The sequence below is a fragment of the Methylomonas lenta genome, from assembly GCF_001644015.1.
GTDB lineage: Bacteria > Pseudomonadota > Gammaproteobacteria > Methylococcales > Methylomonadaceae > Methylomonas > Methylomonas lenta.
The window spans coordinates 39,378-52,506 of record NZ_LUUI01000122.1; the positions used below are offsets into that span (position 1 = coordinate 39,378).

General features: G+C 45.6%; 10 protein-coding genes and 1 pseudogene. 1 reads left to right on the plus strand and 10 read right to left on the minus strand.

The genetic code is table 11. The features are described 5' to 3' along the window. Positions 1-2: 2 nt before the first annotated feature. From A1359_RS14655 to A1359_RS14680, 6 genes are read right to left on the minus strand one after another with little or no spacing between them, the layout of a single operon-like run. Positions 3-1,202 carry a catalase family protein gene (locus A1359_RS14655; RefSeq protein ID WP_066984536.1) on the minus strand — a complete coding sequence of 400 codons (1,200 nt, stop codon included), beginning with the start codon at positions 1,200-1,202 and terminating at the stop codon, positions 3-5. Then, the gene (locus A1359_RS14660; protein ID WP_066984539.1) at positions 1,199-2,716 is read right to left on the minus strand and encodes a Dyp-type peroxidase; all 1,518 of its coding nucleotides are present in this window, start codon (positions 2,714-2,716) and stop codon (positions 1,199-1,201) included. Before A1359_RS14660 ends, A1359_RS14655 begins: the two co-directional genes overlap by 4 nt. 16 nt (positions 2,717-2,732) lie before the next feature. After that, positions 2,733-4,040 (minus strand): hypothetical protein, encoded by a 1,308-nt coding sequence (locus A1359_RS14665; RefSeq protein WP_066984542.1) that lies wholly within the window; start codon positions 4,038-4,040, stop codon positions 2,733-2,735. Between the two features lie 40 nt (positions 4,041-4,080). After that, complete coding sequence (locus tag A1359_RS14670) at positions 4,081-4,533, minus strand: hypothetical protein (RefSeq protein ID WP_066984545.1); 453 nt, start codon at positions 4,531-4,533, stop codon at positions 4,081-4,083. A gap of 4 nt (positions 4,534-4,537) precedes the next feature. Beyond that, complete coding sequence (locus A1359_RS14675; RefSeq protein WP_066984548.1) at positions 4,538-5,485, minus strand: catalase family protein; 948 nt, start codon at positions 5,483-5,485, stop codon at positions 4,538-4,540. Between the two features lie 26 nt (positions 5,486-5,511). After that, positions 5,512-8,439 (minus strand): peroxidase family protein, encoded by a 2,928-nt coding sequence (locus A1359_RS14680; protein ID WP_083960662.1) that lies wholly within the window; start codon positions 8,437-8,439, stop codon positions 5,512-5,514. 214 nt (positions 8,440-8,653) lie between these two features. Here A1359_RS14680 and A1359_RS14685 point away from each other — a divergent pair, with 214 nt between their 5' ends. Continuing rightward, the gene (locus A1359_RS14685) at positions 8,654-9,721 is read left to right on the plus strand and encodes a helix-turn-helix transcriptional regulator (RefSeq protein ID WP_066984552.1); all 1,068 of its coding nucleotides are present in this window, start codon (positions 8,654-8,656) and stop codon (positions 9,719-9,721) included. 264 nt (positions 9,722-9,985) lie between these two features. Here A1359_RS14685 and A1359_RS14690 read toward each other — a convergent pair whose 3' ends face one another. The 4 genes and pseudogenes from A1359_RS14690 to A1359_RS14710 form a co-directional block, all read right to left on the minus strand. Continuing rightward, positions 9,986-10,807, minus strand: a complete 822-nt coding sequence (locus tag A1359_RS14690) for a tetratricopeptide repeat protein (protein ID WP_066984555.1) — start codon at positions 10,805-10,807, stop codon at positions 9,986-9,988. 11 nt (positions 10,808-10,818) lie between these two features. After that, complete coding sequence (locus A1359_RS14695; protein ID WP_066984558.1) at positions 10,819-11,331, minus strand: hypothetical protein; 513 nt, start codon at positions 11,329-11,331, stop codon at positions 10,819-10,821. A 362-nt stretch (positions 11,332-11,693) separates the two neighbouring features. Then, positions 11,694-12,229: pseudogene (locus A1359_RS22000) on the minus strand (GGDEF domain-containing protein). 101 nt (positions 12,230-12,330) lie between these two features. Continuing rightward, complete coding sequence (locus A1359_RS14710) at positions 12,331-12,747, minus strand: GreA/GreB family elongation factor (RefSeq protein ID WP_066984567.1); 417 nt, start codon at positions 12,745-12,747, stop codon at positions 12,331-12,333. Positions 12,748-13,129: the final 382 nt, after the last annotated feature.

A 13,129-nucleotide genomic window follows, 5' to 3' on the forward strand; every position in this document is an offset into this window, starting at 1 on the left:
CTTTAGTCGAATACTTCATTACCCGTCGGTTCCAGATGGGTGGTTTGATTCATCTGCTGGCGGAATTTGGATAACTCAAAATACAATTTAAACCGTGCCCGATTAAGATTGCCTAGTGGCCGATGTTCTGGCAGACAATGCCAGGGATTCATTTTCAGGCGTTTGGTAAATTCGACTAAGGCTTCCGATTCAAATTGCTGTTTGGGGATATGCACAGTAGCGACGGGAATAAACGGAGATAATCTTTCCGGCCAGCTTACTGAACTATCTTCGATGGGCATTAAATGTGGATCGGTTTGTAGCTGAATCATTAGATCAAATTCCACATCTTGCTCGCTGAGGGTTTTGCTCAAATTTTGCCGTAAATAATTGAAAGGCACTTTCCCAAACGGTAGACCGGGTATGCGGGATACGACTTTGGTTTTCGGCACAAAGGAATACATCACGGCCTGGCCTTCGCCCAGCAGGTAAGGTGTGCAACTCCAATAGCGTTTGTTCAGCGGGTTGGTCTGGGTTTCATTCCACAGGCTTTGCATAAACATATCCAGCAGATGGGAATCGAACGGATTCAGGAAATAGTAAAGCGTCATATCCACCAAGCTCCAGTATTGCAACTTGGCATTTTCCCGGGTGTTGGGGGTGACAAAGGTCGGTCCGCCGCTGGTGGTAATAATGTCCTGGGTAAACTTTTCTTCATCCATCAGTTTTTCACCCGGTACATCCATTAATTTAACCGCCATGCTCATAAAGCCGACATCTTGAATATCCGAGGGTACGTTCGGACCAGGGCCTGCATAGCGTACATAGGCAGGGTAACTACGCGGATTTGCAAAAATGCCTATGCGGCAATGCGCCGGTATATCCTCACGTATGGTTACCGTTGCCTTTACTACACCATGGGTTTTGGTGTTGCCGCCACGCTCATAGCCGCCCGGTTTGAAACGTCCGCGCATCTGATCGGCCATTTGATCGATAATGTTGTTCAGGCTGGCTTCTTCATCAGGGTCGAATGTTTCCTCGGCTATCTTTAGGCCTTGGTCTTTGCGGCGTAGGTTAATGAAGTACTGTACCAATCGAACCATAGGCGCTCGAAACAGCGCGTTCAACTGCGGCCGAAACCAGGGTTCAAACCGGCGCTCGATATACAGTAGTTGCAGTAAAAATCGGTGAATGGCTTTCAATAGGCAAGTCTTGATCGTCATGCTGAATGTCCTCTTCCTGTGCTAGGCAAACTTGCAAGATATTTAAGTGCGCTCAGCCCTGGCATAAAAAAATAAGCACCACCACGCACACTAATAAACTGTGGAAGATGACAGGTTTCCCGGACCGGACCGGATGGATCGGGGCGCTGGAATCGATCGGTGCTGTTACCATCGTTTAACGGATTGCGATGAGCCAATAGCGGATCTCTCTCGTTTTGTAGACCGGCAAATTTACTATTGACCAGCCAGGCATTTTGCACAAACTCAAATTGCCGGGAGATATTGGCTACCAGGCAAATAAATTGCAGGCCGCGTTCGGCAATCAGCGCATCGGGTTTGCTGGCATCTGCTGGAGACAATGGTGGGCCGTAAGTTCGCCCGCGGCGTAATAAGCGATGAAAACGACTGGATGCCACTAAATCATCATTCGGATGTTTTAATCCAAAGCCTAAAATTCTGATCAGCCGAGTCCATAAACCCGTCACACCAGCGGGCAAATCACCAGTACGCGGATTAGCTCGGCGAATATGCGCACCAATGGGACAAACATTTCCACGAGGATCGCCGACATAATTAAACTGATTGAGTTGGTCGTCGACCGGAACGCCAGGGATTTTTTCGACACCTGTTGGCATCAACGGCGCATCGTTCAGCTGTCGTCCAACCATGGCAGCGGCAAGCTGCTCGGGGGCACCATCCGTGGCTTTATTGAGAAATTGCCAAAAACCCGGCACATCCTGATCCAGCTGCCGTAACACAAGATAGCTGCCGTTGCGGGCAAAATCTTTTAAGGCCGGCTGATCTTCTGCAATCGGTAAAACGGCTGCCAGAGCATCGGTTTGCGGATCGATTAACGGCCTTACCGTGTACTGTTTGTATTCGTTAGGATAGCCAAGCACTATTTCGCCTGGTGCCAGCCAATTGGAATACTCTGCGCGTTGATGGGTGTCGGTAGATTGTCGGTTTGCCCAGTCTATGTTCGGCTGGCTAATGCCATCGGCAAATCCAAAAGGTTCACGCTTACCCATGTCTTGAGTCGGTAACTGGCTTATTAGTTGAAACGCCGCAGTAAATAACGTGTCTTCAACTTGTTTACGCCAGGCAGCTATGCCATCGGATTCAGCATATAGCAGCAATAAAACATGCGGCACCTGCTGGCTATCGCCACCCCATTCCCAGTATGCCGGTGCATTGACGCCGATGTCGCCTAAACGGCGGGAACGACTTTCGTCGCCGGTCATACCGGTTATGAACTCATCGGAAAAACCCTCAATCAGTGCTTCTTGCAGCCCGATGGCTCGCAATCCGGCAACTGAAAAAGCAATATGCAAAGCTGTTTGCGGTCTTGGTGTTGTTTCGATAGCGCTGGTTACCCGGGCGTTGCTTAACCACTGTTTAGCCGCATTTGCATCGACAATATTCAATAATAGAAAGCAGGTTTCTGATAATTGTCCATGCCCAAAACGTAGCAATCCCTGCAAGTCGTCAAATTTAAATTCGTTGGAATATTTCATCTTGCTGATTCCCTGCTTAGATTTCACTGAGCCATGCGCGGATTTCTTCGTCATTGTGCTGACGAATTTCCACTCCCTTGCGAATGCGGGAATTGCGGGCCAGATCGGTAGCCGTCAAATCAGGATAAGCTTTGTACCAGACTTCGGAAGGGATTTGATGCCGGCGTTGGGTGTATTTGAATTGCTGCTCGCGTTCCGCGCCATCTTTCAGTATCCAGCGGGTGGTTGGGTAACCGATGGCGCAACTAAAGGCGGCATTTAATCCCCAGCCGGCTTTGTTGATGAAATCGTCCATATAACTCTCGTGGCTGCCATCGTAATTGCTGGCGAAAAAAGCCCGACGGTTGTCATCCATGAACACCCAGCGGGCAAAATGTATGGTTTTGATCCGGGTCAGGAAACCGTGGTTGTAGATGTGCCGTGCCACATAATCGGTCAACAGCAGCAAAAACTTGAACGTCAGCAAGCGAAACAGCCCCGGCTTGACATCGCCAAACACATTAAACTGGTTGCTGACGTCGTGGTCTTCCAGCAAAGCCAAGGCTTTAATGTGCTCTCTATCCGGGCGGATGAATAGTTCGGGGTCGGAACGCTCCAACATACGCAGGCGTAATGCAAAAAAAGGCGCCAAGATCAGGAATAACGGTGATAACAGCAATAATATCAACGGTATCCCGATCTTGTGCAGCCGGTTCCGAATTCGCCAACACCAAGGTGTTGGTTGCTCCGGAGTCAGTTTGAGGAGGCCAGCGTATTTTTGCATTTCTACATGCGATAAAAGTTTTTGCCGTAAAGCGCGGGGATTTTGCTTGCCGACTTCAGTGACAGCTTCTTGCAGGTAATCGATCAAACAACCATGCAAAGCCGCTTCTTCATGCACTTGCACGACGGTGCGGCCCAACCAGTTAATGTAATTGGCGGCAGGCTTGATGTTATGTGCTTTCATCCATTGCAGCAGCGTTCTGCTATTGGCATCCGGAAAGCCTTCGCAATATGAAAACAATATTTCTAAACCGGCTCCAGCGTACTTGACCAGTTCTGCCAGAAATGCATCTCTGTTGCCATCGCAATCACCAATGAATGCCAAGGCTGGCTGCCAGGGGTAGGGGGGCTTGCCATAAGCCCTAATATCATTGGCGGTAATTGCCTCAATGATGACAAAGCGAGCCATATGCAGGCGTTCAAAACGGCCGAATGGTACTAACGCATTATCAGGGTCGGCAAGGCCTATGCTTTTGTTCATGCCAGCCAACAAGTCACGTAATGCGGCTAACTGTCCTTCACGCACCGTAGCGACAATCATGAAGTTGGATTGGGGTGTCATGCTAGCCAACTTGTTAAGTTAAACATGCTAAAACACCTTGCTAGCTAGTTTTGCGCGTCAAGGCAAAATCCAGGATACGCTTTTTACCCCACCAGACCTTGCCCAAATACACACCCGGTTCGATTTCGCGAATCTCGTCGCGGATGGCTTTGGCAAAAAACGAAGTTTTGGCATAATCGATGACGATGGTGTCTTTTTGATCCAGCCAGCTTTTATCGATATAGACTTTGGCGACGATAAACGTCAGGCTGAATGCGGTAATTTTATTAACCAGCACACCTGCCTGTCCGCCGGGGCAAAACAAATCAAACCGCTTACCCTGCCAGGCATACACACCTGCAAAAAACGCCACCAGTTTGGCAAACATGGAACCGGCCAGAATCGCGGTGCCTTGGGTGTCGCCATCCGGAATCTGACCGGGTGTGGCATTCAGATAAATTTCATCCAGTTCTTCCCGTGTTTTACTTAACCAGCTATTGACGGTGTCGTTCATGTTGTTACTCCTTATTTCGCACTGCAGCGGCGTTGGCGTAAACCTCTCGGCGAACCTGATTCATGCGGCCCAAAGGTTCGTGAGCAGCAAGGCATTGCCAGGGGTTGAAACTACTACGTTCGCAAGCCGTCATGGTTTCCGGATTATCAAAATCCTGGTTTTCTAGGGTAAGGGTGGCTACTATCCGGAAAGGAGAAACGGCTTCATCCCATATTACCGAAGCGTCTTCAATCGGCATGCTGTAAGCATCAGTCTGGATTTGCACGGCAAAATGAAATTGGGCGGGCGCTTGCTGTAAATGTGCTTTTACCGCAGCACGCAGTTGATGTCTGCCAGGCTCTACCGCCTGTATCGTCGTGTAGTCAGAACTAGGGATCACCGAATATTTGACCACCTGACCAGTGTTTTCGCCCAAGCGATAAGGTGTAGTGCTCCAATAGCGCACATCAAAAGGACAAAGATGTTTCTGGCGAGATTTAAAAGCAATCCCCAAGGACTTCAGGTGTGGATCGAGCGGGTTTAAAAAAAACCAGAGTTTTTTATTGGCCTGCCGCGCTCGAATAAAACTCAAAAAATCTTCCGGTGTGGCGACGAATAGCGCCGGGTAACTGTTCAGGATAAAGTCCTGAAAACCCGGTTCGCCCCACAGCACTTCGCCCTTCACGCCGGATAATCTGATCGATAATCCGCGTACATCTTTTTCTGCATCGTCCCGGCTTGTGGCATTGGCAAAGCGTAGTTTGGCAGGATAGGTTTTGGCTTCTGCAAAAATACCCTGCTTTAATTCAACCGGAATATCAGCGTGGACCCTAAACTGCGCATCGAGGCAGGCGATACTTTTGGCCTGATTGAAGCGTGGCACGATACCGCTTTCCGCTTCGTCCGAGATGACTGCGGCAATCCGCATGCTCATCTCGGCAACCAAATCTTCAATTGGCATGTCTGGTTTCATCAACGATTCCCCCTGACGGTTAAGGCTTATCGAAAACTGGAATCCGTTGCAGCGGCTTTTTGCGGTTTCCATTGCAAGGTGTAATCGTTGCCTCTATCTCTGGCCCAAGGGTCAAATACATTGACGACTCCCGCCAGTTGATCTTTGAGCTCAGGCATGGTGCGGAGCATGATACGTTTTAAAGGCGATATCTCGACCTTGTGACCATTAGACTCTTTGGCTTCATATAACTTACCATCCGGGCCATTATTCAAAACCCAATCTACGCCCATTGAGGTATAGAATTCAGGCCGAAAACTGGAGGTGAAGAAGCGGTCACTAAACAGACGCCGAGAGGCATTCAAGATAAACACATGGAATTGGGTTTCTGAAATGGCGAAACCATGCGGACGTGTGAACTCAGATAACCAGCCCACTACGGTATCCACATCCTCGATATTGTCGACTATGCTGCCGTCCGGATGACCCAGGCAATCGTTGATGGGTGATCCATCATCATTCAATTGCGCATCGGTAATGACCTTGCTGGCATCGCATTTATGCTGTCCATAAACTTCGCGTAGCAATTTGATCAAATGATGTTGCTCTTTATATTCGGCACTGGCGGTGGGTACGCGTTTGTCGATAAAGTCATCGTAACTGGTCAGTTGTTTAAGTCCGTATTGACGACGGAATTCGTTAAAGCGCGGCAAACCGCGTTCGCGATCCCGAATCACGTCCAGCGCGGCAATATCGATTTTGTTGGTTTCCGTTTGTAGACGTGGCAAATCCAGGTTTTGTAGGAATTGGGCATGATTTTGCAAGGTCAACAAGCCCAAACGTTGCCTACCCATACTCAGCGCCCAACTACTCAAACCGCCATCGGTCATGGCCTGCGTGGCTTTACCACGGAAGGTGCTGACTACCGGCACTTTTTTGCTTATGGTGTTAGGCGATTTCAAATCCCTGAATTCCAACAGATCCGGTAACAATGGATGCAAGCGATATACCGTGGGAAATTCCTCCGGAAAATTGAACGGCGAGCCGAAGTGATTGATACCGCCGTTGACATGTTCCAGATTACTTAAATCCCAGATATCCTTCTTGCCGCTCAAATGCCCCAGAAACCTGGCATGCTCTTGATAGCGGTGGCTGCCCAGACCAAATATGCCGGCACCCGAAGCAAACACCGAATAGAACTGATTGGCCTTGATTTCGTTACCGGATTTGGCCAAGCGATTCACGACGATTTTTTCCAAAACTTTGGAGACCGGGTTGTCTTTTTGCACCAAACCATTCCAGTTGGCGTTCATACCCAAATATAAGGGCTCGTCGTAGAGTAACTGGGTGGTCCATTCTATGGTATGAATTTTGGCAATTTCGGCGGCAACCACCAAGCGGGCGGCCTGATACAATTCTTCTGCGCTGACTTTTTTATACGGAATCACCTCATTCGGTTTGTCGGGATTGCGTAAGCCGGAGTCGGTATTGGGCATGGAGGCCGCTTTAGCCCGGAAGGCATCAACAAATTGATTGTGTTCGCGCACGAACATGTTGTGGTAAAAACTCATACCCACTGTCCAGTTATCGGCAAATCCTGCAGCTTCCTGGCCTTTCCAGGCAGGATTGATAGGGTCCGCCAAGCATTCTGTATCCGCATTTTCGCAGCTGTTAAAGACGGGTAGATAACCTAGCTTTTCGCCCGCACCGGTATGGCTACCCCTGGGCTGCATCAATAATTTAGCTGGATCGTTAGGATCGCGTTTCACACGTTTTTCCGACAACTCATCGAAACCGTAGATCTGCGAGGCATCCCACCAGGCCGTCACGGTATTTTCGGTGGTGCGGTGAGCACGTGCTAGATAAGTTTTGCCATCGTGGGTAAATGTGGGGGCTGGCTCTTTCTGAGCAAAAAAAGGTACATCGACTTTATCATTAGGTCGGCAGCCTAATTTGGCGGCCTGCTCTGGCGTCAGCGCTTGTTCTTTATTGTTCACCAATTGCGTGCTACAGCCAACCGGCATGCGAGCTTCGGTATTTTGGCCTTCCCGTAAATGGTAAAACCAATCGTGGGTCATAAACTGAATCCAATATGCAGCCAGAACATTAAAAAACGGGGCTTTTTTATAGTCGCATTCAGCTGAAACAGCGTTGTCCGGCAAGCCCTGACCCTGGTTACAGGCTTCGGGTTTGTGCTGTTGGCGGGTAAATAATTTACGCGAAATAACTTGCGGGTCGGGTTTTAACAAAGCCAAGCGATTGCCATGCCGATTGCGTACCAATTCGTTCGCGCCCATATCCGGGAAAGTCGAATCGAAACTGACGTTGCGGGCAAATAACTGGTTGGACGCGCCCATGGCTGGATTGAAGATATCGTTACAGATGCCGGTAATGTTGCGATGACGAATCAACTCGCCAGTACAGACCTGCTGACCTTTATTGTTAGTCACCTGCTGATAGTACCGATTATTTTCCGGCAAGCGCATCGCATCCCAAATTTTTACCACAGGTCCAGGCATATCGCCGTCGCCCTTGATGTAGATATCATAGGTTTTATTGTCGTAAAGGTTGAATCGCAGCAGCTCCATGCGTTGATATTCCAAATCCATCAAGGCACCGTCGACACCACGTCCATTCGGGTTGAGATGTTTTGCTAGCTTGGTAAGAGACTCCCAACCCCCGGCTTTACTACTTGCATCGCCAGTGCCCCAGTAATTGGCCCAATCTACCCAAACCGTATCACGCTGAGCCATGGCTCGTTTGCCACCTCGGCATTCAGCCGTATCTTCTGTGACTTTTCCTAAAAAACGCTCTGATTGTTGATTGGCAATGGGGCGCAAGCCTTTGGCGGCCATGCGGACACAGGCTTTATCGGCACTCAAACGCTCCAAGGTCGATGTCGATTCAGCACTGGCAGTAGTTGCCATGAAGCATGACAGCGTGAACAAAATGAGTACATATTGATTTTTTGTCATTGTCTTGTCCCCCACAACCGATAATGGACCAAGCTCGGCCCTAAGTACTGAGAGTTCAGCTTAGACCAACTGTAGGCAAGTCACCATGACCTAAATGGGTCAATTTAATGGCAAATCAAAAATTTAAGCGCTATGCTAGAGATACAAACATGAAAGGAATGTCTGAATAAATAGCAAGGAGATGAGTACATAAATATAACAGGGGTATTACTTGATGTGCCATATCTCCGACAACACCCACCTAATCGCAATACTGTCTAAGGCTCCTGGACATCCTTTGATTTGGCATCAGTTTCTTGATGAACTTGCTCAGCAGCTTAATTGTGATACTAGTGCTTTGCTGGTGACTGATTTAATGGATAGTGAAAATACACGCTTTCTGTTCAGTGCTCATATCGAAAAGGACTATCAAGAGCAGTATGAAAATAAACTTAATCGACTGGATGATTTCAATCATTTCATCAGTAAAAATCCGCTGAGTGTTTTTTACGATCAAGCTCTAAGTGAGACTGCTCGAAAAGTTGGAAAAGCCGAATTTAGTACGCTTGATAAGCCACTATATCGTTTTGGCGTATCCATACCCTGTAATCAAAAAAATGCCCTCAGTCTGTTGCTAAGTCGTAGCGTGGCATTTAATGAAGCGGAGCAACTGCAAGTCAAGCAAACTTTACAAGCTCTTATTCCAGCCTTAGATGAAGCAATACATGCTGAACAAAGACATAAAATAGATAGCCAATTGCGTCATTACTTAGGTGGGCATTTTGATAGCTATATTATTGTCGATCATCGATTAAATATAATTTTTTCTGATCCTATCTTTGGAATAATTATTAATCAGATGGATTGTGTAAAAATTTCGCAAAATCAATTTAGCATGAAAAACCCTGCCATTGAGCAGCGATTGCTGGCGCTGATTGAAGCTAACCAGAGTGCTTCCATTCATAATCAATGCCATTCCTGTCAAATTATGTTGATTCCGATTTCGGAATTAAAAAATCTTTACCAATGGGAGTGTTATAAGGATGGTTTTATTCTTGCATTTACCCATGATAAGGAGAGTGATCCTATGCTGGATCGTTTGATGGGTATTTATAAGTTATCGAGATGTGAGGCTATTTGCGCACAGCACTTTATGAATAACCCCTCTATTTCTGAAATTGCAACTAACACCTTTCGTTCGCAGGAAACTGTTCGGAATCATATTAAGCACATGATGCAAAAAATGAGTGTGCATAGTCAGGCTGAATTGATGAAGAAATTAATAACACTGACCTCGTTGTGATCTGACACAACCCTATTTAATTATCTTAGAACAGCTATCTGCGAACCATTTATTCAATCCGCTCCAAACAAATATCAAACTTTCACCTGATTAGTTAGTATCTTCAGCTATGACGAAAAAGTCCGTCATGCCAGTCAGGACGCGGGCATTCAGTATCATGGATGGTAAGCTTAGCGCTATCCAAGTTTAGATTGCGGCATTCCCTGTCGAAATGAAGATTTTTAGGATTTGAGGAGGATTAGCTGAGAAAACTTGCTAATCAGGTTAAAAATTGTTTATAACTGATTCACCACAAACAGATATTAATTCAGAGTCAGCTACGATTGAATCTCTATTTTTTTCTAAAAATATTTTATTATTTTTTATAATTAACACTGCATTATCAGGTTTTTTTAGTGCGCAATAAGTCTTCATTAAATTAATTAGAGTATTGGTGTTTTCTGGTTTTATTACGTTTGCTTTTTGCAAAGTCACTAATGCTTCTTCATATTTGCCAAGTCTAAACAGTGCGTAGCCTTTATAGTCAAGTGCTCTTATATTATCAGGGGATGTAGATAGAACTTTTTCATACTCAATTATTGCTTTCTCAAATTCTGTATTCAGTCTATAACTAATACCTTTTGAAAGTATTGAGTTCATTCTGTTGGCTTCTTCTTGCTCTTTAATGAGCGATAAATAGTTTTTTGATGTTTCTGAATTTTTTGACCATGAATTTGTGAAATATTCCTTAGACTTATCTATATTTCCTAATGAGTAATAAATGATTCCTAGGTTGTTAGAGGTTTTTTGTGCCAATTCAGTGTTGTTTATTTTTATTGCACCCTGTAGGGCTTTTTCCAGGTAGTTTATGGCTTCATTATTATTGCCATTATTGAAGTATGTCCAGCCTATTGAATTATATAAAATGACTTGGTCTTTTTCAGTTTTTGCCAGGGGGTGGGATTTTTTTAACACGTCCAAGGCTTTTGGGTAGTCTTTTTGGTCGAAAATTCTATTGGCTGAATTTAGTTTTTCGCTAAATAGGCTTTCAGCGTGAACAGGTGGAGAAATTAGCAATATGTTACATATAAGTAGTATTATTTTCATGCTGATACCTGTCAAAATCCAGAGTCACTGGAAGCGTTGGCATTTGTAATAGCCATTCTTTTTAACACTTCCTCTTGTAACTTAATGTTTTTGCTGAGTTCAATATTCTTATTTATTACCTCATTTATATCAATGCTTATGTTCTGTTCGTTTTTGACCAAAATGGTTGCTCGACCTGTATTATTTAGGTCAAGTTTTTCGGTTTGGTGGAAAACCAAGGTTTTATAAGGTTGTTCAGGTGGGGAAATGGACAGTATTATTTTGCTTTCAGCTTGGTACATTAGTAATAGAATTCCACCAATAAAGAAGAAAAGTGAAAAGCCTAAGAAATAACGCGTGTTATTGATCTGAGAGCAAACCAAACTTTTCCATTCTTTATACATCTCAATGTCATGAAAAGACTCTGGCCGTTGTTCGAATATTTTGGATTGAACGTCAGATGTTAATTTAAAACCAAGATAAAGCATTAAGAAAGCAAAGCCTGTCACGCCTGTATTTAGAATATCAATAATATTGATTTCCATGTTAACTCCTTCATTTTTGATTTTTAAACCTGAAAGCTAAACATAGGCGTTTTAGTAGCATAAATCAATTTTCGTGACTATTTGTCCACGCTTGGTTTCAAATAGGATCTTCGTCCAGGGGTTGGGTTATCTAGGCTGCTTAAGCCAGGAATTCGGATTAGCTTGCCAGGCTAAAGCTTCAGGCTGTAAGTGCAATATAGGGATACTTCAGAATCAGTTCCAATGCAGTCAGATCATATTGGCCTGCCAAAACTCTGACAGGCTTGGGTTACGTTTTTCTGACTTGGCCACGTATGGGGCGGTTGTGTTTGGCAGGTTTTTGTTGGCCGACGTAATTCGAATCAAAAGTAAGACATTGAGGGTTAGCCTAAGCAAACCCGGTTTCTGCCTTCTTGCTTGGCTGTGTACATTGCTGCATCAGCGCGTTTAACAAAGCTTTCTGTGCTGTCATCTTCTCGTAAAGAACTGACACCCAGACTGGCAGTGATATTCAATACATTCATACCATAAGCCAGGGTGTGGGACTCAATGCTACTGCGCACGCGTTCGGCGATGATGGCGGCATCGGTTTGATTAGTGTCTGCCAATAAAATCACAAACTCTTCACCGCCATAGCGAAATACGGTGTCGCAACCCCTTACGCTATCTTTCACCCAGCTTGCAACCGAAGCCAAAGCCAAGTCACCATTGATTTAAAGTGATCGACATCGACAAAAATCAGAGATAATCTTTGATTGCCACGTTTGGAGCGGCTTATTTCCCGCAGCAAAGTGCTATTTAAAGCTATCCGATTGTTGGTTTTGGATAGTGGGTCGGTATAAGCCATTTGCAAGGCTTGATGAAACAGTGTGGCGTTTCTTAAAGGGTAGATCAGGCGGCACAATAGACTTTCAATCATTTTGAGCTCGTAGGATGATGAGAAACCTACCGTAGCAATTGCTACAGATGCGCTTCGCGTTGTTCAACACATCCGAGCTAGTATGAGTTTTATAAGCTGTACTATTTAACTGCCTCAGGCTGAAAGTAAATCATATCAACCCGCATGCTTCTAGTCCCATCTGAGAGTGCCCATTCAAACGTATTGCCAACAGAAAATCCGATGATAGCAACACCTAGATCGGAGAGGATGGATAACTTGCCTTGCTGAAGGTTCGCATCGCTGGGAAAGACCAGCGTATATTGCATCTTTTCACCCGTTGCTGTATCGGTGAGGCGGACACATGAATTCATGGTGACTACATAGGGGGGAATCTCTTCGGGAGCGACAATAGTAGCCCGGTTAAGTTCGGCTTCCAACCTGTCTAAGAGAGCGGAGTGTGTAGAACCGAATTGGTTCGCAGTTATCAGTAAATCGCGTAAGCGGGCACAGTCAAGAGAGGAAAGCATGACGTTGCGAGCTTTCATATGATTTTCCATGGTCCTAGTTTCCTTGTCGAACAAATTGTTATTCAATTTCGTTCAACTTATACACTAGATACGACTTCTGGGGCAACTTAACTGCACTCTACAACTGGGCCACAGGGCAATCGCGCTTAAATTAGTTTTAAAGCTAACATCAAGTCGATGAGGTATGGTCATATGCCAATACTTGTTAACCCAACTTCGTCATCTAATAACGCAGTTCCCCGCTATTTCAATCAGTTATAAATTTACTTAAATCCCAAATGTCGCGTTTATCCAAGACCGTAAGGTGTAATCATAGGGCGTCAATAGGTGTAGCCGTATTGCGCCGTATGTTGGCCAGAAAGGACTCGACCCATCTGAAGTACTTTAAAACGTTTGCGTATTCCAGTGAAAT

Excerpts from the sequence above, each read along its gene's own strand:
- A1359_RS14655 (WP_066984536.1), bottom strand. The coding sequence starts at position 1,202 with ATGACGATCAAGACTTGCCTATTGAAAGCCATTCACCGATTTTTACTG.
- A1359_RS14660 (WP_066984539.1), bottom strand. The coding sequence starts at position 2,716 with ATGAAATATTCCAACGAATTTAAATTTGACGACTTGCAGGGATTGCTA.
- A1359_RS14665 (WP_066984542.1), bottom strand. The coding sequence starts at position 4,040 with ATGACACCCCAATCCAACTTCATGATTGTCGCTACGGTGCGTGAAGGA.
- A1359_RS14670 (WP_066984545.1), bottom strand. The coding sequence starts at position 4,533 with ATGAACGACACCGTCAATAGCTGGTTAAGTAAAACACGGGAAGAACTG.
- A1359_RS14675 (WP_066984548.1), bottom strand. The coding sequence starts at position 5,485 with ATGAAACCAGACATGCCAATTGAAGATTTGGTTGCCGAGATGAGCATG.
- A1359_RS14680 (WP_083960662.1), bottom strand. The coding sequence starts at position 8,439 with ATGACAAAAAATCAATATGTACTCATTTTGTTCACGCTGTCATGCTTC.
- A1359_RS14685 (WP_066984552.1), top strand. The coding sequence starts at position 8,654 with ATGTGCCATATCTCCGACAACACCCACCTAATCGCAATACTGTCTAAG.
- A1359_RS14690 (WP_066984555.1), bottom strand. The coding sequence starts at position 10,807 with ATGAAAATAATACTACTTATATGTAACATATTGCTAATTTCTCCACCT.
- A1359_RS14695 (WP_066984558.1), bottom strand. The coding sequence starts at position 11,331 with ATGGAAATCAATATTATTGATATTCTAAATACAGGCGTGACAGGCTTT.
- A1359_RS14710 (WP_066984567.1), bottom strand. The coding sequence starts at position 12,747 with ATGGAAAATCATATGAAAGCTCGCAACGTCATGCTTTCCTCTCTTGAC.